We start from the raw sequence: 24,065 nt of genomic DNA, 5'->3' as shown, positions 1-24,065 counted from the left end.
GCGGTCGCTGCCGCCGCTTCTCAGATCGTCTGGCCGGCGTCGGCGAGCAGGGTGCTGCCGGTCATGATCGAGGCGAGATCGCTCGCGGCGAAGAGGACGACGCGCGCGATGTCGTCAGGAGTGCCGATCCGGCCGATCAGACTGCTCGTCATCACGGGCATGTCCGGTGCCGGGCCGTCGCCGAGCGCCGCGGCTCCCGCGGCCGCGGCGGCCAGGTTGCCCTCGGTGGGGACGAAGGTGGGCGCGACGCCGAGCACGCGGATCCCCAGCGGGGCGAACTCGAGCGCCATCTGCTTCGTCATGCCCCGGACCGCGTGCTTGGACCCGACGTAGGCAGCGAGTCCCGGCGCGGTGCCGCGGAAGCCGGCGGTCGAGACGATGTTGACGATCACGCCGCCGTCGGTCATCCGGCGGGCGGCCTCCCGGGAGCCGTGGAAGACGCCGCGGGTGTTCACCGCGAAGACCTGCTCCCAGGTCTCGTCGGACATCTGCGTCACCGGGACGGCCGGGAAGATCCCGGCGTTGTTGACCCAGATGTCGATGCCGCCGAGCTCGGCCTCGACGTGGGCGGCCGCCTCGGCGACGGAGTCGGAGTCGGTCACGTCCATCCGCACCCCGAGGGCGCGCGAGCCGGGCAGCCCCGCGGCCGCGGCCTCGGCCCGGCCCAGGTCGAGGTCGGCGACCGCGACGGCGGCTCCGGCCTCGGCGAGCCGGGCGGCGATCGCCCGGCCGAGCCCCTGGGCGCCGCCGGTGACGACCGCGCGGCGGCCGGTCAGATCGAGCAGCTGCGCGACGGGGACGGCGGTCGCGTCGATGAACGCGGCGCTCATCGGGCGACCTCCGCGCCGAGCGCGTTCTGCGACGCGACCCGGCCGAGCCAGGCGAGGCTGGGCTTGGGCGAGCGGACGAAGGTCTCGCGGTCGACGGCGATCAGGCCGAAGGTGGGCTCCCAGTGGCCCCACTCGAAGTTGTCCAGGAGCGACCAGTGCAGGTAGCCGCGCACGTCGACGCCGTCGTCGATCGTGTCGGCGAGACCCTGCAGCGCCTCCTCGGTGTAGCGGATCCGCTGGCTGTCGTCCGCGGTCGCGATGCCGTTCTCGGTGACCAGGACGGGGACGCCCTGCGTCACCTCCCAGGCGTGGCGCACCGCCATCGCGAGCGCGTCGGGGCGGTAGGCGGTGCCGACGAGGGTGTTGTCGGGGTGCGGCGGGTGCGGGACGAGACCGCGTCGCGGGGATCGCGAGGGTGCCGAGGGTCTGCTTCGAGTAGTCGTAGCCGTCCCTCGTGGTCGCCGTCGCCGCAGCGGCGACGGAGACCGAGTGATCGACCGCGTCCCGCTCGCTGACGGTGCTCTCGAAGGTGACCTCGCCGGTCTTCCCGACCGGCAGCTCGGCGATCTTCTCGCTGTCGGCGACCTTGACGTCGCGGAGAGCGGTGTCCCCGGTGTTCGTGAGCGCGGCGACCCACTTCACCTTCGTGCCCGCGACGACGGGCTCACCCTCCTTCACCTGGAACGTGCCGGAGACCTTCACGTCAAGGTCCGGCGCCTCCGTGGACACCGGAGCCTTGTCGGGGATGGGCAGCTTCGGCGCCGTCACGATGACCCGGGTTCCGCCCGGAAGGATCTCGTTCGAGGACTCCGAGTCCGGCGTCACGAACCCGTCCTTGATGTTCTGCGCGGTGACGACGGCCTCGGTCGTGGTCAGGTGGAACGACTCGCCGACCGCGAGCTTGTCGTGCCCGAGGACGTTCGTGATGTCGACCGCTCCCGTGTTCTTCACGTCCTGCGAGAACTCGACGCGAGTGCCCTCCTTCACGAGCTCGCCCGGCTTCGTCAGGAACCTCCCCGTGACGGTCACCGTCATCTCCTGGGTGGCGACCGTCGGCGCCGGGACGGGTTCCGGGATCGGCTCGCTGGTGCTCGGTGCACTGGGGCTCGGCTCAGGCTTCAGCGCGGACGGCTCCCAGAACCACGGGACACGCTTCTCCACCTGCGCGCTCGGAAGGGGGATGTCGGGAACGACCGTCACCGTTGTCGTCTCGTTGTACGAGGTGGTCCATGTCTTGAGCTCGATCGGGTCCGACCAGACGCCCTTGCGCAGTGAGTCACCGCCGAGGAACACGCTCTCGTAGAAGACCTTCGACTGACCCGGAGCGAGAAGAACGGTGTTCCCGAAGCCCGGTGAGTCGGTGAGTTCCACGTTGAGCGGTGCGTCGGTGATGTTCGTGGCGGTGAGGACGTAGTGGACCCTCGAGTAGATGTTCAGGATCTTGTCGGGCGCGCTGCCGAAAGTCGCCGTGATCGACGTCGTCAGCCCCCCGTTCACCAGCGGGGCGGGCGACGGGGTGCCGGTCGGTGACGCGGTGCTTCCGGCGGCCGGCGTGGCGGCTGCCGCGGTCGACGGCGTCGTCTCGGCCTGGGCGACGGGCGCGGCTGCGCCGAGCAGTCCGACAGTGAGGACGAGGGACGCCGCGACGTCGAGCGGCCTGCTGCTCGGTCGGCGCTGTCCGTGGGATTGCGGTGGGCGTGTGTGCATCTGCGACTCCTGTAGGGGGCTCGGCGGAGCAAGCGGGTGACCTGAGGAAGTGTCACATCCTTCTCCCCGTCGTGTAGTGCAGGAGGCGCGAGTGGCGCGGGCTGTCGCGTCGCCCGGGCGCCGGGCGAAGGGCCGCCGTGCGGTCAGCACGGCAGCCCCTCGTCGGTGCGCGGACGCTACTGCAACGTCACGGTGACCGGAGCGCTCTCGGTCACGTTGCCCGCCGCATCCGTCGCCCGGGCGGTGAGCGCGAACGTGCCCTGCACGCCCGCGGTGTCGGAGGCGAGCGACCAGGTGTCCTCGCCGGTCGGGACGCCGTCGCCGATCTCGACGCCCTCGACGAGGAACACGACTCCGGTCACGGCGACGTCGTCGGTCGCCGTGACGGTGGCGGTCGCCGGTCCGCCGAGCACGTCACCGGGCTCCGGCGCGGTGATCTCGACCTCGGGGGCGGTGGTGTCCTCCACGGGGGGCTCGGGCTCCGCGGGCGACTCGGGCTCGTCGGGCGCGGACGGGCTCGCCGTCGGTGCCGGAGCGGGGGTCGCCGGGGCGGTCGTGGGCGTCGACGTCGGCGCGGCGCTCGGAGTCGCGGTCGCCGCCGGGGTGCTGCCGCCGCCGCGGAGGTCGACGGCGTCCCAGATCCCGGTGAGGTAGGCCGTGGTCGGTCGGGGGCTGCGGGCGTCGAGGTCGGCGGCGGTCAGCGAGCCGAGGCTCTGGTCGACCGTGAAGCCGCCCGACCGCGCCGTCTTGCCGGGCAGGTTCGTCCGCGTGCTCGTCACCGCGTCCCAGGAGGGCTGCAGCGAGCCGATGAAGGTCGAACCGGACGCGTCGACGTTGCCGCCGCCCGAGCCCTGGATCGCGCTGAGGCTGCCGGGGCCGTTCTGCGCTCCCGCGGAGCCGGCACCGCCCCGCAGGAACGGGTAGCGCTGCGCGGCCGTGCTGCCGCCGACGACGAAGGTCTCGTCGAAGGCGACGTTCCGGACGCCGCCGATGATCACGGCGCTGTTGTTGGAGGCGAAGACGACGGTGTCGCGGAGCGTGACCTGGCCGGTGATCCCGGAGCCCTCGATCTGCAGGGTGTCGGTGTGCGGGCGCGGCTCGCGGTTGCCGCCGTACCTCGCGTCGACGTAGTAGGAGGGCGCGAAGTAGCCGCCCTCGACCAGGACGTCGCTCAGCTGGTCCGGAGCGTAGGCCTTGATCTGCGCCGAGTCGGCGTTCTTGACCGTCGAGTCGGGCTCGACGACCTCGATCAGCTCGACGTCCCGGACGGGCAGGCCCGCCGACGCGGCGAGACCGAGCCAGTTGTCGGCGATGCGGAGCCAGGCGAAGGAGGCGTGCTTCGCGCCCTTGACGTCGAGCGAGTCGATGTCGAAGCGCATCAGCGTGATGCCCGTGACTCCGCGCAGCGCCCAGTCGCCGCCGGTCACCGAGCGGAAGCCGTCGCGCGCGGTGATCAGGACCTTGGATGCCCCGCTGTTGGTGTAGCCGTTGAGGGCCGAGAGATCGGCGACGCGGCCGGGGGCGACGCGGACGACGGCGCCGTTCGCGATCTGGTTCGCGGTGAGCCGGTCGAGCGCGGTGCGGATCGCCGGGCCCGAGGCCGCGACGTCCACGACGGTGGTGCCGCGGGGGAGCCCAGAGCGGATGTCGGGGGTGTCCGAGGGGTAGTGCGTGCCGTCGGGCCCGGAGGTCGTGGCGGAGACGGCGGCCGAGGCGGCCGGTGCGTCCTGGAGCACTGTCGCGCCGACGGCGATCCCGACGGCGGCGGTGATCGCGAGGATGCGGGCGAGGGCGGTCCTCGCTCGGGGGCGCGCGTGGCGCGCGGCGGGGCGGAGGGGACGGGAGGGGGACGACCTGGGGGGAGTGGCTCGTGACATGGGGTGTCTTCCGATCGGGTCGGGCAGCGGGGGAAGGGGTGCCCGGAGCACGGCGCGGCAGGAGCCTCGAGGCGCTGAACGGTCCGGGGCTCCTGAAGGGGCCTCGGAGTCCCGCGGCGGTGCGGTCCGGGCGGTCGGTGCGGGGAGAGCAGGGCGGGTGGTGCGCGGAGGAGGATCGGGGACGGCGGCGCGTCGGAGTCGACGGGGGAGGTGGAGGCAGCGCGGCAGGAAAAGGGGAGGGGTGGCGTGCTTCCACGGCCAATGTACGGGACGTGCCCCGTCAGTGGGGCACTGGCGCTGACGCTGATTCGGGCTCTACTATGCCGCGGCCGGTGAGGGTGTGGGGACGGCGGGTCTCGATACGCCGCTGCGCGGCTGCTCGACCAGCGTGCGGGGGCTGCTGTGGGCCTGCGCGATCGGTGGGGACGGCGAAGGGCCGGCGCCTCGTCGCCGAGGGGCCGGCCCTTCAGGGCTGAGCGCGGGGAGCTAGCGCAGCGTCACCGTCACGGGAGCGCTCGCGGCGACGTTGCCCGCCGCATCCGTCGCCCGGGCGGTGAGCGGGAAGGTGCCGCGCATCCCGGCGGTGCTGGTGGTCAGCGACCAGGTGCTGCCGCCGGTCTTCGTGCCGTCGCCGACCTTGAGGTTGCCGAGGTAGAACGCCACGCCGGTGACGGCGGTGTCGTCGGTCGCGGTGACGGTGGCGGCGGTCGAGCCGCTGATCACGGCGCCGGCCGACGGCGAGGTGATCGCGACCTTCGGGGCGGTGGTGTCGGCGACGGGTCCGCTTCCGCCGTCCTCACCGTCGGGCGTCTCCGCGGGGAGCTCCGGGGTCTTGGTCGGCGTCGGGGTCGACGTCGGCTCGGGGGTCGCGGTCGGCTCGGGCGTCGCGGTGGGGGTCGCCGTCGGGGTCGCCGTCGGCGTCGCGGTCGGCTCCGGCGTCGCCGTGGGAGTCGCCGTCGGGGTCACGGTCGGGGTGGGCGTCGGCGTGGGCGTCGAGGTGTCGACGTCGTCCCAGATCCCGACCAGGCGGGACGTGGTCGGGCGGGGCGTCCTCGAGTCGAGCTCGTCGACGCTCATCGAGCTCAGCGTGCTGTCGAGCGTGAAGCCGCCGCGGGTGGCGGTCTTGCCCGCGATGTTCGTGACGGTGTTCGTCACGGTGTCCCACTTCGGCTGGAGCGAGCCGGCGAGGATCGAGTCGGAGGCGTCGATGTTGCCGCCTCCGGTGCCCTGGATCGCGCTGACGCTGCCCGCGCCGTTGATCGCACCGGCGTAGCCGGCACCGCCGCGCAGGAACGGGTAGCGCTTCATCGCGAGCGGGCCGCCGACGATGAACGAGTCCTCGAACGCCACGTTCCGGACGCCGCCGACGATGACGGCGCTGTTGTTGGAGGTGAACACGACCGTGTCGCGGAGGGTGATCTGGCCGGTGACGCCGCTGCCCTCGATCTGGAGGGTGTCCGTGTGCGGTCGCGCCGGGTTCGACCCGCCGTAGACGGCGTCGACGTAGTAGGAGGGCGCCAGGTAGCTGCCCTCGACCAGGACGTCGCCCATCACGTCCGGCGAGAACGCCTTGATCTGCGCGGAGTCGGCGCTCTTGACCGTCGAGTCCGGCACCACGACCTCGATCAGCTCGACGTCGCGCACCGGCACGCCCGCCGACGCGGCGAGGCCGAGCCAGTTCTTGTTGATCCGCAGCCAGGCGAACGAGGCGTTCGTGGCGCCCTTCACGTCGAGTGAGTCGATGTCGAAGCGCATGAGCGTGATGCCGGTGACCGAGCGCAGCGCCCAGTTGCCGCCGGTGACCGACTGGAAGCCGTCGCGGGCGGTGACCAGGACCTTCTCGCTGCCGGTGTTGCGGTAGCCGTTGAGCGCGGACAGGTCGGAGATGTGACCGGGGGCGACCCGGACGACGGCTCCCTCCGCGATCTGCGTGCGGGTGAGCGAGTCGAGGGCCTTGCGGATCGCCGAGCCGGACGCGGCGGCGTCGACGACGGTGTAGTCCGCGACACCGGAGCGGATGTCGGGGGTGGCCGAGGGGTAGTGCGTGCCGTCCGGCCCGTGGGAGGCGCTGCCCTCCGCGGCCGACGCGGCCGGAATCGACACTCCGGTGACGCCGATCGCCACCGCGGCGGCGATCGCCAGGACGCGCAGGGCGTCCTTGGGGCGGCGGAGGAGGGGGAGAGCGGTTCTGGAGCGGGTGGTCGGGGGCATGTGGTGTCGTCCGATCGACTCGTGCTGTGCGGGGAGGGGACTGGTGCTGTGCGGGAGGTCGCCCGGTGCGCGTCGACGAGGGAGCCTCGAAGCGGGCGGCGGATCGGTGCCGCGCCGGGGAGCGGTGCCGAAGGACGCGTCGCTGCGGTCCGGGCTGTGGGGTGCGGCACTGCCGCGGTGACGCCGCCGCGGCGCGGACGCCGGAGCGGCCGTGCAGCGGGTGGTCGGGTAGGCGCTTCTCGACCTTCCCGAGGGAGGGCGAACCGCGTGCTCGCGGACCTCCGAGGGCGAACCTCCGGAGCGTGTGCCGAGCCTGTGGAAGGATTCAGGGAGCCTCCCAGCTTCGTCAGGATAGGGACTCCCTGACGAGCGACACACCACCCCGAGGGGGGTCGGAGCGGCAGACAGCCGCTCACCTTCGTCCGGCTACTCCAGAGCTCCCAGCACGACCGCCGCCGCCCGCGCGACGAGGGCGTCGTCGTAGTCCGCCTCCGGGTCGTTGCGGGAGGTCAGGACGGACAGCACGATCGGGTCGCGGCCGGGAGGCGTGACGACGGCGACGTCGTTGCGGAGGCCGCCCGCTCCGCCCGACTTGTCCGCGACCGTCAAGCCCTCGGGAGCGCCCGCGCGGATCAGCGCGTCGCCGGTCGCGTTGCCGCTCATCCAGTCCAGGAGCAGCGCGCGATCCGCGCTGGGAAGGGCCTCGCCGAGTGCGACGGCGGTGAGATCGGCGGTGAACGCCGCCGGAGTGGTGGTGTTCGCGGTGCTGCCCGGGGCGATCGTGTTGAGGGCGGGCTCCTCGTCGACCACGTCGGTCGTCGTGTCGCCGAGCTGCTCGAGGGCCCGGTCGAGGGCGACCGGTCCGCCGAGGCGGTCGAGCACCAGGTTCAGCGCCGTGTTGTCGCTGCGGCGGACCGCGGCCTCGGCCAGCTGCGCCAGCGGCAGCCCGCTGTCGATGCTCTCGCTCGTGATCGGGGAGTAGCCGGCGGCCTCGACGTCGGCCGCGGTCCAGGTGACGACCTCGTCGCGCTCGCCGACGGGGACGCTGCGCAGGAACTCCGCGGCGGCCAGCGCCTTGATGCTCGACGCGTAGCCGAAGCGCTCGTCCTGCCGATGCAGGACCTGCCGGCCGCTGCCGGTGTCGACGGCGCTGACGCCGATCCGCGCGTCGAACTCGGCTTCGAGGGCGGCGAGCTCGGCGGAGACGTCGACGGGGGCGGGTTCCGGAGACGATGCGGCGGAGATCGACGGGAGCGCCGTCGGCGGACTCGAGGTTGAGGGCGTGCCCGATACCGCGCACCCGGACAGCACGAGTGCGAGGCCGGCGGCGAGGACGGGGAGGGATCGGGCGGGCGATCCGGGGCGGCGGCGGCTCACAGGACGGAGTAGACGACGACGAAGGCGAGCGCGGCCGCCGCCGTGACCGCGACGGCCGCGAGGGCGATCGGCCACCGCGGTCGCCTCCGGATCACCGCGAGAGCGAGGAACGCCGTGCCGAGGACGATCTCGAGCCACCAGTAGACCGGGCTGGTGGTGTCGGCGACGTTCTGCAGGGCCCAGACGCCCTCGCCGATCAGGACGCCGGACAGCGGGGCGACCGCGAGCACGCGCCAGGGCGTCGAGCCGTGCAGCGTCAGGGCGGCGGCGGCGCCGAGGATCGGCCCGGCCGGCACGGCCAGCAGCCAGAACACGTCGGTGAAGGGCGGGGAGTAGCCGAAGCCGCGCGCGGCGGTCACCAGGTCGTAGCCCTCGAGGAGCGCCCAGAAGGTCAGGAGGCCGAGCGCCGCCGCCGCCACGGGCCGCGCGCCGCCGAGCCGCACCAGCGCGAAGACGAGCATCGACCAGCCGCCCGAGGAGTTGGCGAAGGAGTTCACCGGCCCGGGCAGCGAGCCCTGCAGGAGGCTGGTGAGCCCGCCCAGGAGCAGGCCGCCGACCAGGGCGACGAGGAGGGCGCGCACGAGGCGCGGGCGGGACGGGGCAGAAGGCATGAGTCGATTCTCGGAGGTCGTGGGCGGCGCGGCATCGGGGATGACCCTGATCGCGGTGCTGAGTCCGATTGCGGGGGCGGGTCGGTCTCGATACGCGCCTTCGGCGCTGCTCGACCAGCAAGGAGGGGGCGGGTCTGCATGCCCCCGAGTGCGCCGCGGTTCAGTCGAGGACGGCGTAGGCCTCGAGCTCGACCAGGACGTCGGGCTCGAAGAGGAAGTCGACGCCGATGGCGGAGAGCGGCGGGAGCGGGTCCGGCAGGCCGAGCTCCTCGCGCACCTGCTCGATCCCGGCGACCCACTCGGCGAACATCTCCGGGGTGGAGCGGGTGAGGAAGAAGCGGAGCCGGACGACGTCGTCGAAGGTGGCACCGGCTCCGGCGAGCCCCCGGGCGGTGCTGCGGAGGACCTGGGCGACCTGGCCGGCGAGGTCGTCGGGGGCGAGGCGGTTCCCTGCGCCGTCGCGCGCGATCTGACCGGCGACGTGCACGTGACGGCTGCCGGTGGCGACCGCGACGTGGTCGTAGTTCACGGGCTGGAGCATGCCCTCGGGGGAGCTGGTGCTGACGGTCATGGTGTCCTTCTCTCGGGTAGGTGGTTCCTTCTGTCTACCTGGTGCACGAAGGGCACTTCAACGAGACTAGGTGGCATGGACGACACCGAGCCCGCCGCCCCGACCGCTGCCGCCCCGACCGTGACCGAGCTGCTGCAGGTCGACGCTCCGCACCGGGAGCTGCTGGACGAGCTGCTCGACAAGTGGTCGCTGCAGGTGCTCGATCAGCTCTGCGAGCGGCCGCTGCGCTTCAACGAGCTGCGGCGGGCCGTTCCGGCGGTGGGGCAGAAGTCGCTGACCGCGACGCTGCGCCGGCTCGAGCGCAACGGGATGATCAGCCGCGTCGTCCTCGAGACCCGGCCGATCGCGGTCGAGTACCGCATCTCGCCGATCGGGGACACGCTGAACGAGCTGGTCGACGCGCTGCTGCGCTGGACCGACCGGCAGCTGCCGGCGGTGCAGGCGGCGCGGGCGCGGTACGACGGGGCGGAGCCGGCGGCGGGTGCGGGTGCGGTGGATCTCGATACGCGCCCTGCGGGCGCTACTCGATCAGCATGAGGGGGCGCTCTGCGGATGCTGGTCGAGCAGCATGAGGGGGCGCTCTGCGGATGCTGGTCGAGCAGCATGAGGGGGCGCTCTGCGGATGCTGGTCGAGCAGCATGAGGGGGCGCTCTGCGGATGCTGGTCGATCAGCATGAGGGGGCGCTCTGCGGATGCTGGTCGAGCAGCATGAGGGGGCGGGTCGGCGTCGTGCTGGTCGAGGAGCCGCGCAGCGGTGTGTCGAGACCCGGCGTCCCTGCTCGAGCTAGGCGAGGCCGCCGTTCACGAAGAGGACCTGGCCGTTGATCCAGCGGCCGGGGCCGGCGAGGAAGGCGACGGTCTCGGCGATGTCCTCGGGCTGCCCGAGGCGCTCGAGCGGCACCGCGCCCGCGAGGCGGGCGACCTCCTCCTCCGACTTGCCGTCGAGGAAGAGGGGGGTGGCGGTCGGGCCGGGCGCGACGGCGTTGACGGTGATGTCCTTCCCGCGCAGCTCACGGGCGAGGACGAGCGTGAGCGCCTCGACGGCCGCCTTCGACGCGACGTAGGGGCCGTAGCTCGGGAACGAGGTGCGGGTGACGCTGGTGGAGAAGGTGATGATCGCCCCGCCCGGTCGCAGGCGGGCCGCGGCGAGCTGCGCGACGACGAACGAGCCGCGGACGTTGGTGCGGTGCATCCGGTCGAGGTCCGCGAGATCGAAGGTCGCCGCGGGGCCGAGGATCATGATGCCGGCGGTGTTCACCACGACGTCCAGGCCGCCGAGCGCGTCCTCCGCCTCGGTGAAGGCCGCGGCCATCGCGGCCTCGTCGGCGACGTCTCCGCCGACGACCACGGCCTCGACACCGTGCTTGCGTGCGGCAACCGCGACCTCCTCGGCGCGCTCGCGGTTGCCGGAGTAGTGCACGGCCACCGAGAGCCCGTCGCGGGCGAGCCGCCCGACCACGGCGCGGCCGATACCGCCGGACCCTCCGGTCACGAGGGCGGTGCGGGGCTGATCCTGGGTGGTCATCGGTTCTCTCCCTGAGCTGCGGTCGTGGCGGGGACGCCGGTGTCGGCGGGGCTCAGCAGGTCCTGCATCCGCATCCGCTCGTAGAACTCGCGGCGGACCGCGTCGCCGAGCGCGAAGACGCGGGCGGCGCCGTCGTCGGCCGGGTCGATGACGACACGGAAGGGGCGCTCGCCGCGGGGCAGCCCGACGACGCGGGCGATCTCGACGGCGATCTCGCGCGGGTCCGCGTCGGCCGGTGCGAGCTCTGCGAGGCGCGCCGAGACGTCGTCCATCAGGCCCGGATAGCGGTCCTCGTAGGCGGCGGCGATCTCCGCGCGCGCGGCCCGGCCGGCGTGCGCGAAGTGGTTGGTGCCCGTCGTGTACGAGCCGGGGACGACGATGACGGTGTCGATCCCGAAGCGCGCGACCTCGACCGCGCAGCCGACGGCCAGCGCGTCCTCCGCCGCCTTCGCCGCGAAGTACGGCCCGAGGTACGGGGGCGTGCCGCCGCGGGAGCTGGACGAGCCGACCCAGACGAGCAGGCCGTCCTCCTGCGCGCGGAGGATCGGCAGCACCGCGTGGTTGAGCCGCTGGGTCGAGAGCACGTTGACGTCGTAGACCTCGGCGAGCTGCTCGACGGTGAACGCCTCGGTCGGCCCGAGGACCATGTGGCCCGCGTTGTGCACCACCACGTCGATCCGCTCGCTCTCCTCGGCGATCCGGGCGACGGCGGCGTCGACCGACGCCTGGTCGGAGACGTCGAGCTCGACCGGGCGGAGGTCGACGCCGTGCTCGCGGGCGAAGGCGCGGGCGTCCTCGGCGGCGGGGGCGTTGCGGCCGTCCATCGCCCGCATGCCCGCGTAGACGCGGTGGCCGGCGAGGGCGAGCTCGCGGACGGTCATCGCCCCGAAGCCGCTCGAGGCGCCCGAGACGATCACGACTCTCGACATGGTGGTCCTTTCCTGGGGGAGAACGGGTCGGTTCCACTCTCGGTCGGACGCGGCCGCCGCGGTGTCGTGATCCTGCGCAGGAGGAGCGCGATCCTGCGGAGTCGGTCGTCGGAGTCGCCGGGCAGCCGTTCGCGCTGGTCCAGCAGCCCGCGGGGCGGCCGGTCATGCTGGTCGAGTAGCCGCCTCCGGCGGCGTATCGAGACCCACCATCGCCGAGAGATCCGGGAGCGGGTCTCCTCCACACTCGCGATCCGACGGTGTTGTCCCCGATCAGCCGGTGGTTCCGTCCGAGCTGTCGGAGGCCCCTGCTTCACTACGCGTATGTCAGAAGATGAGAATGCGGCAGCACTCGCGGAGGTGCGCGACTGCTTCACCGACGCCGCGGCCGCCGAGCGCGCCGCGTCCCCGACGCGCCTGAGAGCCGCGGAACGCATCCACCGCGGCTACCGCGTCGCGCTCACCGTCCCGGAGGCGTTCGCCCGCGGCACGTCCCGGAGCGAGACCCGCGATCTCGTCGAGCGCTCGATCCGTGCCGAGCTCGCGGTGACGCTCGGCGTGTCCGAGCCGGAGGTCTGCCGACGGCTCGAGACCGCGGAGATGCTGATGGAGCACCTGCCGCTCACCCGTGCGCTGCTCCGCGACGGCCGGATCCTCTGGGAGGTCGGCGAGGCGATCTGCAGGACGGCGAGCAGTCTCCCTGAAGCCTCCCGCGTGGCCCTTGATGAGCGCGCAACCGACGCCGCGGTCACCATGACGACCACGCAGCTGCGCCGCGCCCTGAGCCGGTGGCGGGAGGAGCTGCACGAGCAGCCACTCGCCGAGCGCCACGCCCGCGCGAAGGAGGAGCGTGCCGTCTGGGTCACCCCGAATGTCGACGGCATGGCGACGCTCTGCGTCCACGCTCCCGCGCCGGCGGTGACGGGCGCGTACGACCGGTTGCGCCGCATCGCGCGCACCCTCCGCGATGACGGCGACCCCCGCACCCTGCAGCAGCTCAGCGCGGACGCCGCGGTCGATCTGCTCTGCGACGGCGACATCGCCGGCACCACCCCGGACCCCGAGCACCGACCCGACCCGACCTTCATCCCCGGAGTGCGGGCCGAGGTGCGCCTCACCCTCGCCGCCTCGACCGCGGTCGGTCTCGACGACGCGCCCGCGGATCTCGACGGCTACGGACCGGTCCCCGCGCCGATCGCCCGCGAGCTGATCCGCACCGCAGCCTCCTTCACCCGCGTCCTCACCGACTCCGAGACCGGCGCGGTCGTCTCCGTGGGCCGCACCCACCGTGTCCCACCGCCGCAGATGCGCCTGCACCTGCAACTGCGGGACCAGACCTGCCGCTTCGCCGGCTGCACCCGGCCCGCCGCGACCAGCGAGGCCGACCACACCCTCGAGTGGCGCAACGGCGGCGAGACCTCCCTCGACAACCTCGTCTCGCTCTGCACCTCGCACCACCACGTCCGGCACGGGGACCAGTGGAGCTACGACAGAGTCGACGACCAGGGGACCCTCGTGTGGACGAGCCCCACCGGCCGCCGGATCAGCAACCGGCCACCCCCACTGCCCGGGCGGCCGCCTGACCCGCCCCCACGGCCGTACTTCGTCGATGTTCCCGCGCCGTTCTGACGGTGGGGGGATCTCGATACGCCCGCTGCGCGGGCTACTCGGTCAGCATGCATCGCCCCCAGGACGTCGGTGTGAGCCTGCTCGTGCTGCAGGAACCGCACAGGGTGCGCCGGCGTGCGTCCGCACATGCTGGTCGAGTAGCGCGCAGCGCGTATCGAGACCTACGACGTGCAGAGCGGTGGATCTCGATACGCCCGCTGCGCGGGCTACTCGGTCAGCATGCATCGCCCGCAGGACGCGTCCGTGTGAGCCCGCACGCGCTGCCTGAACCGCGCGTTCGGTGCGCCGGCGTGCGTCTGCACATGCTGGTCGAGTAGCGCGCAGCGCGTATCGAGACCCACGTCGTGCAGGGCAGTGGATCTCGAGACGCCCGCTCCGCGGGCTACTCGATCAGCATGAATCGAGCGCGCAGGACGTCGGTGTGAGTCCGCACATGCTGGTCGAGGAGCCCGAAGGGCGTATCGGGACCCGCCGCGGTCAGGCAGGCACCCGCTCAGGCGGCGACACGGGGGACTCGGTGGGCACGGCGGCGGCGGCGATCGACGCCGGGTCCTCGCCGCTGCGCAGGGGGAGGAGGCGGAAGTGCTGGCGGTAGGGGCCCTTCTCCGGAGTGTTGCTGTACTTCTCCGGGCGGGTCTGCACGTCCCAGTTGCCGCCCTGGAGGCCCTCCTGGGCGGCGTCGACCCGGACGACCGTCCTCGTCGACGCAGGGACCTCGTGCCAGTGCCGGCGGTCGGCCAGCTCGTCCGGGCTGTTCGGCTGAGCGTTGAAGAACATGCTCTCGACCGACGTGCCGTCGCCTGACGTGCCGCCGCCGGCCAGGACGAGCACGCCCGCGCCGCCGCCGTCGACGAGGGCGGCCCAGCGGGTGTCGGCCTTGTTCGCGCTGTCCTGCGGCCGGCTGTAGCGCGTCGGCTGCTCGGCGACGGCGCCGCTCCAGCGGCCGAAGAACGCCGACGCCCGGCGGTCGGCGGACGACTCGTGCAGGCCGCGGCCGTGCCAGTGCAGGGTCGAGAGCTCCGGCGCGAGCCCGAACGTGGTGCCGACGACCTGCGGGTTCGGCGTGCCCTCGACCGGCGAGAAGGTGGAGAGCACGTCGACCTGGCCCGTGCCGTGGATCGTGTAGACGATCGACTGCGGAGAGGTCGTCACCCGGCCGCTCGGCCGGAACGGCACCGCCGTGGTCACCGACCCGTCGACCGTGATGCGGACGGCGCCCGGCGTCTCCTCGACGTCCACCCGATCGATCGCCCACTCCTCGCCGACGCCGCGCCAGGGCAGTGACGGCTCCGGGCGCTCCAGCCGGATGTCCGGGATCGAGAGCTCGGGGTCGTTCGGGGTGCGCCAGAAGTTCGGCAGCAGCGGCGCGGCGAGCCGCTCGCGACCGCCGTAGCGGAGCGAGGTCAGGCGGCCGGTGGAGCGGTCGACGGTCGCGGAGAACGCGGGCCCGCGCACGACGATCGCCGTGCCCTCCTCGGTCGCGGTCACCGGCGGCAGATCCCTCGGCGCCCGGCGGCGGGCGGGCGAGGCGTCGACGGGCAGCTCGAACTGGGCGCGCGCGACGACGTGTCCTTCCTCCGCCCAGGCGGTGGGAGCGGCGAGGGCCAGCTGCACGTCGAGGCGGTACTCGCGCGCCGCGTCCTGCGCAGCCGGCTCCGGCAGCGGGTAGGGCAGCGTGACCCTCCCCTCCTCCTGCGGGCCGACGGCCCACTCCGCGCCGGGCAGCGAGCCCTGCTGCACCGGCTCGCCGTCCGCCGACACGGTCCAGTGCACGACGTAGCCGTCGAGTCCGGTGAACAGGTGCTCGTTGGCGACGAGGAGCTCGCCGGCGCGCAGATCGACCGCGGTGACGGAGACCGGCTGGTAGGCGAGCGCCGCCTCGGCCAGCTTCGGGGTCGGCGTGCGGTCGGCGAGGACGAGGCCGCTCATGTGGGCGCTCTCCTGGTTCGGCTCGTCGCCCCAGTCGCCGCCGTAGGCGAGGAACTCCTCCTCGGGCCGATCGGGGCGCGGCCAGTACAGGCCCTTGTCGGCCCAGTCCCAGAGGAAGCCGCCGGGCATCGCGCGCGGGTCCTCGCGGGCGGCCGCCCAGTACTCCTCGAGGTAGCCGGAGGTGTTGCCCTGGCTGAAGGCGTACTCGACCAGCAGGTAGGGCCGCGGATCCCGGCGCGAGCGCTCGGCGAACTGCGCGACCGGCGGGTAGAAGTCGCCGTCGAAGTCCGAGAGACCGGCCGGGACGACCCAGGTGCCGGAGCCGACGGGGTCCTGGTAGCTGACGGGGCGGGTCGGGTCGTGCTCCTTCGCCCACTCGTACATCGCCTGCAGGTTCGCGCCGACTCCGGACTCGTTGCCGATCGACCAGGCGATCACGCTGGGGTGGTTCTTGTCCCGCTCGACCATGCTGCGCATCCGCTGGAGCAGGGGAGCGCGCAGCTCCGGGCGGTCGCCGGGCAGGAAGGGCGCCCCGTCGTCGTCGATGCGGTTGATGTGCGTCTCGTTGTTCGCCTCGTCGACGAGGTAGAGCCCGTACTCGTCGGCCAGGTCGTACCAGCGCGGGTCGTTCGGGTAGTGCGAGGTGCGGACGGCCGTGATGTTGCTCTGCTTCATCAGCCGGATGTCCGCGATCATGTCGTCGCGGCTCAGCGTGCGGCCGGTGCGCGGGCTCCACTCGTGCCGGTTGACGCCGCGGAGCGAGACCACCCGGCCGTTCACGAGCAGCACGCCGTCCACGATCTCGACGCGGCGGAAGCCGACCCGCACGGCGACGCGCTCGAGGACGGCGCCGGTCGCGTCGCTCAGCTCGACGACGAGCGTGGAGAGCTCGGGCGTCTCCGCGGACCAGAGTCGCGGGGATGAGACGGGGATGCTCGCCAGGCTCGCCGCGCGGCCGTCGGCGTCGAGAGCGACCGTCCGGCTCTGCTCGCCGACCTCCGCCGCACCCGGCGCGGTGCCGTCGAACAGCCGTGCGCGGAGCTCGAGACCGGCCGCGGACGCTCCGGGGCGCGCGTCGACCGCGACCGAGACCTCGACCGACCCGGCGGTGAACGTGTCATCGAGCGGGGTGCGCACCGTGACGTCGCGGATCATCGCCGCCGCGCGCGAGAGCAGCCGCACGCTCCGGAAGATCCCGGAGAGGCGGACGTTGTCCTGGTTCTCGAGGTAGGAGCCCGTGCACCAGCGGTGCACCTCGACCGCGAGGACGTTCGAGCCGGCCCGCACGTGCTCCGTGACCTCGAACTCGCCCGTCGTGTAGCTGTCCTCCCGGTAGCCGAGGCGCTGCCCGTTGAGCCAGACCGAGTATGCCGACTCCACGCCGTCGAACTGGAGGAAGGTGCGGCGCTCGGCCCAGCCGTCCGGCAGCTCGAAGGCGGTGCGGTACTGGCCGACCGGGTTGTAGAGGGTCGGCGCGTTCGGGTAGTCGCCGCGCGGGTCCGGCTGCTCGTGCCGCCCGTTCGCGCCGGTCCACGGCAGCACGAGATTGGTGCCGATCGGGAAGTCGTAGCCGTGCAGCTGCCAGCTGGCGGGGACCGGGACGGTCGGCCACGCCGAGTCGTCCCAGTCCTCGGCCGCGAAGCCGTCCAGGCGGGCGGCCGGGTTCGGCGCCCATTGGAAGCGCCAGTCGCCGTCGAGGCTGTGCGCGAGCGGCGTGCTCGCACGGTCGCCCTCCAGTGCGGCGTCGAGCGTGGCGAAGGGAGTGAGCACGGCGTGCGCCGGCTCCGTGCCCCACTCGAACACGTCGGGGTCGTTCCACTCCTGGGCGAGGGTCATGCGGGGCTCCTTGGGGTGCGTCGTGCGGAAGGCGTGAGGTGCCGGGCGGCGGGCGCGGCGTGCTGCGTACTGCGTGCGGCGTGCTGCGCGGTGACAGCGGAGTCCCCTCCCGCCGCCCGGGCCGCGGGCGAGGGGAGGGGACGGGTGAGCCGCTACTGGTCGTAGGCGCTCTGCCAGATCTCGGCGTAGCGGTCCGCACCGAGGCTGGTCAGGGCGTCGAGGTAGGACTGCCAGTCGGCGTCGCTCGCGGGGTCGCGGACCCCGGTGACGAACTCGGCGGTCGCCGTCGCGACGCTGCTCTCGACGTTGGCGGTGAGGGTGGAGAGCTCGCTGGCGTCCTCCGAGGGGACCCAGATGTTCCAGTAGGGGAACATCGCGTCGGACTCCTTGCCGGCGTACTGGTCGGTCGCCTCGAACAGGCGGCGCTCGAAGCCCGCCTCGGTGTAGATGTCGAGCGGCTGGACCTGGCTGGCGCGGAACTCGGCCGTGTCGAAGACCTGGGCCATCGGGCCCCAGTTGCCGTTGTAGTCGGCCTCGTTCGACTCGTCCATCTTGGTGTCGACGAGGGACGGCTCGAGGCTCTGGTCGAGCGCGATCTCGCCCTCCTCGGGGGCGCGCCAGCCGATGCCCTCCTCGCCGAACTCACCGCGGACGTGGCCCTCGGGCGAGAAGAGGTAGTCCATCATCTCGACGATGACCTTCTGCTCCACCTCGTCGGCCGCCTTGGTCACGACGAAGGTCGCACCGGGCACGCTCGGGAGGAGGAAGGTGGCGTTCTGGCCGCCGGGGCCCGTCAGCGGCGGGAGCAGGTCGTACTGCGTGTCGCGCCCGTCCTCCTGTCCGATGGTCACGGCGAAGCCGGGGTGGATGGCGGTGAAGCCGCCGATGAGCACGCCCTGCGCCGCGTTGCCGGTCGCGGTCATCTGGTCGCCGCCCTGCGAGAAGGTGGCGGGGTCGATCAGGCCGGCGTCCCACAGCTTGCGGAGGAACTTCAGGCCGTCGCGCCAGCCGTCCTGCATGGTCTGCAGCTGCACGGTGTCGCCGTCGAGCCCGAGCGAGACGGGCTGCCCGTTCGCGCCGGAGCCGGTGTTGAACGCGTTGTAGATGAAGGCGTTCATGATGTACGGCACCAGCGACTGCTGGGTGCTGCCGGTCAGCGGGATCTCGTCGGCCTGGCCGTTGCCGTTCGGGTCCTGGGTCTTGAAGGCCTGCATCACCGCGAAGAACTCATCGGGCGTGGTGGGAGCGGCGAGCCCGAGTGTGTCGAGCCAGTCGGTGTTGATCCAGAACTTGTACGGGTAGGAGCAGTGGTAGCAGTCGTTCCACTGCGGCAGGCCCCAGATCTTCCCGTCCGGGGTCTCGGTGAGCTCCTTGAAGCCCGGCTCCGCGTCGAGGGCCGCCTTGATGTTCGGGCCGTTCTCGTCGATGAGGTCGTTGAGCTGCACGAGCAGGCCCTGGTCGCCGTAGCGCTGGAGCTCGGCGCGGCTGAACTGCGAGGCCCACGGGACGAGCATGTACGCCTCGGGCAGGTCGCCGCCGGCGAGCGAGATCTGCCGCGCCTCGGCCGCCTCGGACGCACCGTACGAGGTGGTCTCGAACTGGATGTCGACGTCGAACTTGTCCTCGAGGACCTTCGTGAACGAGTTGGTGTTCAGGTCGATCTGCGCGCCCTGCTCGCCGAAGATCCGGATGACCTTGCGGTCGGCCTCCGGGCTCTCGCCGGTGCAGCCGGTGAGCCCGATGATCGCGGTGGTGAGGACGGCGCCGAGGAGGAGGTGCTTCCTCCGCGCGGCGACTCTGCCGTGCTGTGTGCGAGAGAACAAGGTGTTTCCTTCCATGGGTGAGAGAGCCGCGGGGGAGTTCCGCGCGACCGGGGGAGTCGGCCCTGTGCGGGCCGTGCTCGGGGTGCTCAGCCCTTGACGGCGCCGAGCATGATGCCCTTGTTGAAGTACCGGGCGACGAAGGGGTAGAGGATCATCACCGGGACCGTCGAGATGACGATCAGCGAGTACTTGAAGAGATCCGCGAGCTGCTGGCGCTCGATCTGCGCGGCCGCGTCCATGCCCGGTGTCGCCTGATTGAGGATCAGGACGTTCCGCAGCACGAGCTGCAGCGGATAGAGGCTCGGATCGCGGAGATAGAGCAGGGCGTCGAAGTAGGAGTTCCACTGGTAGATCGCGTACATCAGCGCGACCACCGCGAGCAGCGGCTTCGAGAGCGGGAGCACGATCGTCCAGAGGAAGCGCAGATCGCTCGCGCCGTCCAGCTGCGCCGCCTCGTACAGCTCGTCCGGGATGGAGGAGCGGAAGAAGACGACCGCGATGATCACCTGCCAGACGCCGACGGCCTGGGGGAGGATCAGCGCCCAGCGGGTGTCGAGCAGGCCGAGCTGCTGCACCACCAGATAGGTGGGGATGATGCCGCCGGCGAAGAGCATCGTGAAGATGACGCCGAGGGTGATCCCGCCGCGGCCCCAGAAGTCCTTCCGCGAGAGCGGATAGGCGATCGCGACGGTCAGCGCGAGGCTGACGAAGGTGCCGGCGGCCGTGTAGAAGAGCGAGTTGGCGAAGCCGGTGACGATCGTCGAGTCGCCGAGGGCGCGCTCGTAGCCCTCGAGGGTGAAGTCGATCGGCCAGAAGCTCACCCGGCCGGACGAGACGGCCAGCGGCGAGCTGAACGAGCTGGCCAGGATGTAGAGCAGCGGCAGGAGGACTGCGAGCAGGAACGTCGTGAGCAGGACGTAGACGGCGATCATGAAGACGCGGTCGACCATCGGGTCCTTGATCCGGGTCGCGCGCTGCCGGCGACGCGGCGGCCGGGCGGCCTCGCCGTCCTCGTGAGCGGTGGTCGATGGCGTGTCGAGTGCGGTCACCAGAGCCCCTGTCCCGTGATCCGCTTCGCGAGCGCGTTGACGCCCAGGAGCAGGACCAGATTGATCATTCCGTTGAAGAGCCCGATGGCCGCGGCCTGACTGAAGTCGGCGTTGAGCAGACCCACTTTGTAGACGTAGGTGGGGATGATCTCGGACTGCGAGAGATTGAGGGAGTTCTGCAGGAGGAAGGCCTTCTCGAATCCGATCGCCATCACATTGCCGACGCCGAGGATCAGGATGGTGATCGCCGTGGGCATGATGCCCGGGATGTCGACGTGCCAGATCTTCTGCAGCCGGCTCGCGCCGTCCATCCGGGCGGCCTCGTAGAGCGAGGTGTCGATGGAGGAGAGGGCCGCGAGATAGAGGACGGCGGAATAGCCGGTCGTCTGCCAGACGTCGCTGAAGACGTAGATGTGCCGGAAGAAGTCCGGGTCGCCGAGGAAGTCGATCGCCCCGAGTCCGAAGAACGACGTGACGTCGCTCACCGGGCCGAGCTTGGGCGAGAGGAACAGGATCGTCATCGAGATCACGACGACCGTGGAGATGAAGTACGGCGCGTAGGTGACCATCTGCACGGTCCGCTGGAAGAAGCGCAGCCGCACCTCGTTCAGGGCCAGCGCGAGCAGGATCGGGAACGGGAAGCCGGCCAGCACCACGTAGGCGGAAAGCAGGAAGGTGTTCTTCAGCAGCGTCCAGAAGATCGGGTTCGAGAAGAACCGCTCGAAGTGCTTGAAGCCCACCCACGGGCTGCCCCAGACGCCGTCGATGACGTTGTAGTCCTTGAACGCGATGATCGCGTTCGACATCGGCACGTACTTGAAGACGATGAAGTAGAGCAGCGGCGGCAGGATCAGCAGGTAGAGCTGCCAGTGCCGCCGGAAGCTGCGCCGGGCGGCGCGGAAGCCGCGGGCGTTCGAGCGGCCACGGATCGACGCCGGGCCGCCGGGGACGGGCGCCTCCGGGCCGGGGGCGCCGGGCACGGTCGAGCCGGGGACGGTGGTCCCGGGCGCGCCGGTCAGCGGCATCACCATGCCGTGCCGACCGGTGTCGGGAGGAGGGGCGGACGGGTCGCCGTGCAGGCGTCGCGTGCCCCAGGTCGGGTCGTCATGTCGAGAGCATCCAATCGCCGGTGATTCGGAACGAGGACGAGACTAAGCAGCCGATAACACCCGTGTCAATAAGAAAACGAAACGTTTCGTGTACTTCTCGATCGGCGCCCGGAAAAGACGGGCGCGATGATTCTTTCGAAAGTCGGAGAAGGCGTTGTTGCGAAAGTTCCGGCTATTCTTGCGAAAGCGAGTGATGGCCGATCTGCGTTAGTCCGATGACTCCGAGAACGGCCATGTCTGCGCCATCCATGCTGGTCGAGCAGCGCGCAGGGCGTATCGGGACCCGGGCTCCGGCGGACGGTGGATCTACTTGGAAGAGACGCCCGCGCACATGCTGGTCGAGTAGCCCCGCAGGGGCGTATCGAGACCCACCCACCGCGAGGACGTCGGTCTCTTCCCCGCCTTGTGCTGGCGCCGAAGGCGCCCCCTCCGCTCGATACGCCCGCTGCGCGGGCTACTCGATCAACACGGCCGGGGCTCCTCGATCAGCAGGCGGCCGCCGCTGCGCGGGCTACGCCGGCGGCTGCTCCGGCATCGCCGCCGTGCCCGTGGCGCGCAGGCGCTCCTTGACGAGCTCCGGGAAGAGGGGGCGGCCGTAGAAGTAGCCCTGGGCCCGGTCGGCATGCAGGCTCGTCAGCAGCTCGTGAGCGGAGGTCGTCTCGACGCCCTCGACGATCGTGTGCATGTCGAGGTCCGAGACCAGGTTGATGATCGAGCGGAGGATCGTCGCGTGCCGGGGGTTCTCCTCGTCGGCGAGGAAGACGCGGTCGATCTTGACGATGCTCAGCGGCACCGTCAGCAGCGCCGCAGCGGCCGCGTGCTCCTGGCCGTAGTCGTCGAGCGCGATCGCGATGCCGTCCGCGGTGAGGGCGCGGACCCGCTCGATGACGGCCTCGTCGACGTGCCCGATCGAGCCCTCCGTCAGCTCGAGGCAGAGCTGGATGCCCTGCTCGGCGGTGCGATGTGCGCAGATCACCTCGGTGACGCCGTCGTGCATCAGCTGCTCCGCCTCGATGTTGACGCTGAGGAACGTGACCGACGGATCGATCGCACGGAACTCGATCATGCAGGCCACCGCCTGGTCGACGATCTGCACCGTCAGCTCGTCCAGCAGGCCCAGCGAGCGCGCGATGTCGACGAGCGTGATCGGGCTCAGCGCCGTGCCGTCGGTCCGGGTGTAGCGGGCCAGCGCCTCGAAGCCGACGATGCGCCGCTCGGCGACGTCGATCACCGGCTGGAAGGCGACCCGCACCGTCCCGTCGGCGACCGCGGTGCGGACCTCGGCGACGAGATCCAGCTCCTTCGACTCGGCCTCCTGCACCGCCGCCTCCTGCGCCGCCTCGCCCTTGCGCTCCTTCTTCGTCTCGTACATCCGCTCGTCCGCCTCCTGCATCACCCGGTCGAATGAGCCGCCGTCGACAGCGACCGGGGCGCCGATGCTGATGCGGGGGTGGAGCTCGGCGTCGCCGACGACCAGGGGCCGCTCGACGGCGCGCGAAATGCGGAGCGCGACGGCCCCGGCGGTGACCGAGTCCAGGAGGACGGCGAACTCGTCGCCGCCGATGCGGGCGACCACGTCGTCCCCGCGCACGCTCTCGCGGATGCGACGGGCGACCTCCTGCAGGACGGTGTTGCCCGTCGAGTGGCCGTGGGTGTCGTTGACGGCCTTGAAGTCGTCGAGATCCATGAACAGCACCGCCCGCTCCTCCTGGTCGCTGATCGCCGCGAACTCCTCGTACAGACCGCGGAGGTTGCTGAGACCGGTGACCGAGTCGGTCGTGGCCTGGTCGCGCAGCACGCGGGTGCTGCGGCGATCGTAGAGGGCCTGGGTCGCGATGTGCGCGAGGGCGAGGAGGGTGCGGTGCTCGAGTGCGGTGAAGCCGCCGGAGTCGGGGCGCCGCGTCAGGACAACGTGCCGCAGGCCCAGGCCGGGCGTGGCGATCGGCGCCGACAGCTCGAACGCGCGCCCGGGAGTGGCGGAGATCCGCGTGCTCGCTGACGGGATCGCCGTGCGGGCCGCCCGCTCGAGCGTCTCGAAGATCGCCTCCTGGTCGCCCCACGGCAGAGCCAGCGCCGCTTCGATCAGGCCGTTCAGCTTGCGCTCGATCCGGGCGCGGCGGAGGTACTGGCTGACCACGGCGACCGCCAGCGCGACGATCAGGAGCGTGTTCGCCGAGCGGATCTCGAGGCCGGCGCCGAGATCGATGCGCTCGACCCCGGCGGAGAGGTGCGCGCCGTAGGCGAGGGCCACCAGCACGATGTTGAGGCCGAGGGCGAGCAGCACCCGGCCGGGCCGGAGCGCCGGCCGCGGCACGTCGCTGACGTCGGCCAGGGTCAGCCAGGCCTGCAGGTACTCGGCCCCGATCGAGAGCAGTCCGTAGGCCAGCACCGCCGGCACCGCCGCGAGGACCGGCCACCAGCCCGTCTGCGGGAAGAGGGAGAGGACGAGCAGGAACGCCCCGCCCGAGAGCGCGGCGAGACCGGTCCAGTAGACGACGGCGGCCCAGGGGCGCCGCGAGATCACCTGGAAGAGCGCGATCGCGAGCACCCACAGCAGCAGCGCCTGGACGCGCGGCACGTCCTGCGCCAGGAAGGCGAGCACCGACACGCCGACCCCGAAGGTGACCGTGCCGATGCCGGAGGCGAGCTCGAGCCGGAACGAGGCCGTGATCCACATCGCGGCGAGCAGCACCAGGAACGCCAGCCACAGCCCCGGGAGCGCCGGTGCGTGCGGGACGAGCAGGACCAGCGTCAGGAGGAGGCCCGCGCCGCCGACGCCGAGCCGGAGCGCGCGCACCGAGCGCGGTCCGCCACGGCCCGAGAGCACCTCGGGTGAGGCCGGCGGATCCTCGGCTCGCGCCGTCGAGTACCCCGCAGCCGCATCGCTCATGCGTCGGCCACCCCCTTCACACCGCGTCGCCCGCCTGGAGACCCGGCGCGTGACCACCTTGGCAGAGACGCGGAGCCCCCGCCCGCGCCAGGAGGCGGGTCTGCAGGCCGCACTGCTGCGGGCGGTGGGTCTCGAGACGCCCCTGCGGGGCTACTCGACCTGCAT

Annotated in this window: 17 protein-coding genes; 3 read left to right on the top strand and 14 right to left on the bottom strand. The window is 72.0% G+C overall.

The genetic code is table 11. The annotated features are described in order from the left end of the window. Positions 1-20: 20 nt before the first annotated feature. Both MT355_RS15465 and MT355_RS15460 read right to left on the bottom strand, forming a co-directional pair. Positions 21-830, bottom strand: coding sequence for an SDR family NAD(P)-dependent oxidoreductase (locus MT355_RS15465; RefSeq protein WP_243600223.1), 810 nt, complete (start codon positions 828-830; stop codon positions 21-23). After that, positions 827-1,303: a family 1 glycosylhydrolase gene (locus tag MT355_RS15460; protein ID WP_308197409.1), complete on the bottom strand. Its 477-nt coding sequence runs from the start codon at positions 1,301-1,303 to the stop codon at positions 827-829. The genes MT355_RS15465 and MT355_RS15460 overlap by 4 nt, the downstream gene beginning before the upstream one ends. A 131-nt stretch (positions 1,304-1,434) precedes the next feature. Between MT355_RS15460 and MT355_RS15455 the strand changes: the two genes are divergently transcribed. Further along, positions 1,435-2,133: a hypothetical protein gene (locus MT355_RS15455; protein WP_243600222.1), complete on the top strand. Its 699-nt coding sequence runs from the start codon at positions 1,435-1,437 to the stop codon at positions 2,131-2,133. Positions 2,134-2,713: 580 nt separating this feature from the next. Here MT355_RS15455 and MT355_RS15450 read toward each other — a convergent pair. The 5 genes from MT355_RS15450 to MT355_RS15425 all read right to left on the bottom strand — a co-directional run bounded on the left by MT355_RS15450 (position 2,714) and on the right by MT355_RS15425 (position 9,184). Further along, positions 2,714-4,414 (bottom strand): Ig-like domain-containing protein, encoded by a 1,701-nt coding sequence (locus MT355_RS15450; RefSeq protein WP_279392418.1) that lies wholly within the window; start codon positions 4,412-4,414, stop codon positions 2,714-2,716. Positions 4,415-4,900: 486 nt separating this feature from the next. Beyond that, positions 4,901-6,625: an Ig-like domain-containing protein gene (locus MT355_RS15440; protein WP_243600221.1), complete on the bottom strand. Its 1,725-nt coding sequence runs from the start codon at positions 6,623-6,625 to the stop codon at positions 4,901-4,903. Between the two features lie 426 nt (positions 6,626-7,051). Continuing rightward, entirely contained in the window at positions 7,052-8,002 is a 951-nt protein-coding gene (bla, locus tag MT355_RS15435) for a class A beta-lactamase (RefSeq protein ID WP_243600220.1), read from the bottom strand. Beyond that, the gene (locus tag MT355_RS15430; RefSeq protein ID WP_243600219.1) at positions 7,999-8,613 is read right to left on the bottom strand and encodes a DUF6518 family protein; all 615 of its coding nucleotides are present in this window, start codon (positions 8,611-8,613) and stop codon (positions 7,999-8,001) included. The genes bla and MT355_RS15430 overlap by 4 nt, the downstream gene beginning before the upstream one ends. Before the next feature lie 160 nt (positions 8,614-8,773). After that, on the bottom strand, positions 8,774-9,184 hold the full coding sequence (locus tag MT355_RS15425; RefSeq protein WP_243600218.1) for a Rid family hydrolase: 411 nt from the start codon (positions 9,182-9,184) through the stop codon (positions 8,774-8,776). 75 nt (positions 9,185-9,259) lie between these two features. On the opposite strand from MT355_RS15425, the gene MT355_RS15420 reads away from it, so the two are divergent. Next, positions 9,260-9,721: a helix-turn-helix domain-containing protein gene (locus MT355_RS15420; RefSeq protein ID WP_243600217.1), complete on the top strand. Its 462-nt coding sequence runs from the start codon at positions 9,260-9,262 to the stop codon at positions 9,719-9,721. A 247-nt stretch (positions 9,722-9,968) separates the two neighbouring features. Here the strand turns inward: MT355_RS15420 and MT355_RS15415 are convergent, their stop codons facing one another. Both MT355_RS15415 and MT355_RS15410 read right to left on the bottom strand, forming a co-directional pair. Further along, complete coding sequence (locus MT355_RS15415) at positions 9,969-10,709, bottom strand: SDR family oxidoreductase (RefSeq protein WP_243600216.1); 741 nt, start codon at positions 10,707-10,709, stop codon at positions 9,969-9,971. Beyond that, positions 10,706-11,638, bottom strand: coding sequence for an SDR family NAD(P)-dependent oxidoreductase (locus tag MT355_RS15410; RefSeq protein ID WP_243600215.1), 933 nt, complete (start codon positions 11,636-11,638; stop codon positions 10,706-10,708). Before MT355_RS15410 ends, MT355_RS15415 begins: the two co-directional genes overlap by 4 nt. 321 nt (positions 11,639-11,959) lie before the next feature. On the opposite strand from MT355_RS15410, the gene MT355_RS15405 reads away from it, so the two are divergent. Continuing rightward, positions 11,960-13,264, top strand: coding sequence for an HNH endonuclease signature motif containing protein (locus MT355_RS15405; RefSeq protein WP_243600214.1), 1,305 nt, complete (start codon positions 11,960-11,962; stop codon positions 13,262-13,264). Between the two features lie 477 nt (positions 13,265-13,741). On the opposite strand, the gene MT355_RS15400 is transcribed toward MT355_RS15405, so the two are convergent. The 5 genes from MT355_RS15400 to MT355_RS15380 all read right to left on the bottom strand — a co-directional run bounded on the left by MT355_RS15400 (position 13,742) and on the right by MT355_RS15380 (position 23,900). Then, a complete protein-coding gene (locus tag MT355_RS15400) occupies positions 13,742-17,029 on the bottom strand; it encodes a glycoside hydrolase family 2 TIM barrel-domain containing protein (RefSeq protein ID WP_243600213.1) in 3,288 nt (1,095 codons plus the stop codon). A 152-nt stretch (positions 17,030-17,181) separates the two neighbouring features. Next, complete coding sequence (locus tag MT355_RS15395; protein WP_243600212.1) at positions 17,182-18,852, bottom strand: extracellular solute-binding protein; 1,671 nt, start codon at positions 18,850-18,852, stop codon at positions 17,182-17,184. A gap of 86 nt (positions 18,853-18,938) precedes the next feature. Further along, positions 18,939-19,901: a carbohydrate ABC transporter permease gene (locus MT355_RS15390; RefSeq protein ID WP_243600211.1), complete on the bottom strand. Its 963-nt coding sequence runs from the start codon at positions 19,899-19,901 to the stop codon at positions 18,939-18,941. Beyond that, positions 19,898-20,932, bottom strand: a complete 1,035-nt coding sequence (locus tag MT355_RS15385; RefSeq protein ID WP_243600210.1) for a sugar ABC transporter permease — start codon at positions 20,930-20,932, stop codon at positions 19,898-19,900. Before MT355_RS15385 ends, MT355_RS15390 begins: the two co-directional genes overlap by 4 nt. A gap of 589 nt (positions 20,933-21,521) precedes the next feature. Beyond that, complete coding sequence (locus MT355_RS15380) at positions 21,522-23,900, bottom strand: bifunctional diguanylate cyclase/phosphodiesterase (RefSeq protein WP_243600209.1); 2,379 nt, start codon at positions 23,898-23,900, stop codon at positions 21,522-21,524. Positions 23,901-24,065: the final 165 nt, after the last annotated feature.

The organism is Rathayibacter sp. VKM Ac-2929 (assembly GCF_022815495.1).
Taxonomy (GTDB): Bacteria; Actinomycetota; Actinomycetes; order Actinomycetales; family Microbacteriaceae; genus Rathayibacter; species Rathayibacter festucae.
Note: the sequence above shows the minus strand (reverse complement) of the source record. Positions and strands in the feature narration are given on the sequence as shown.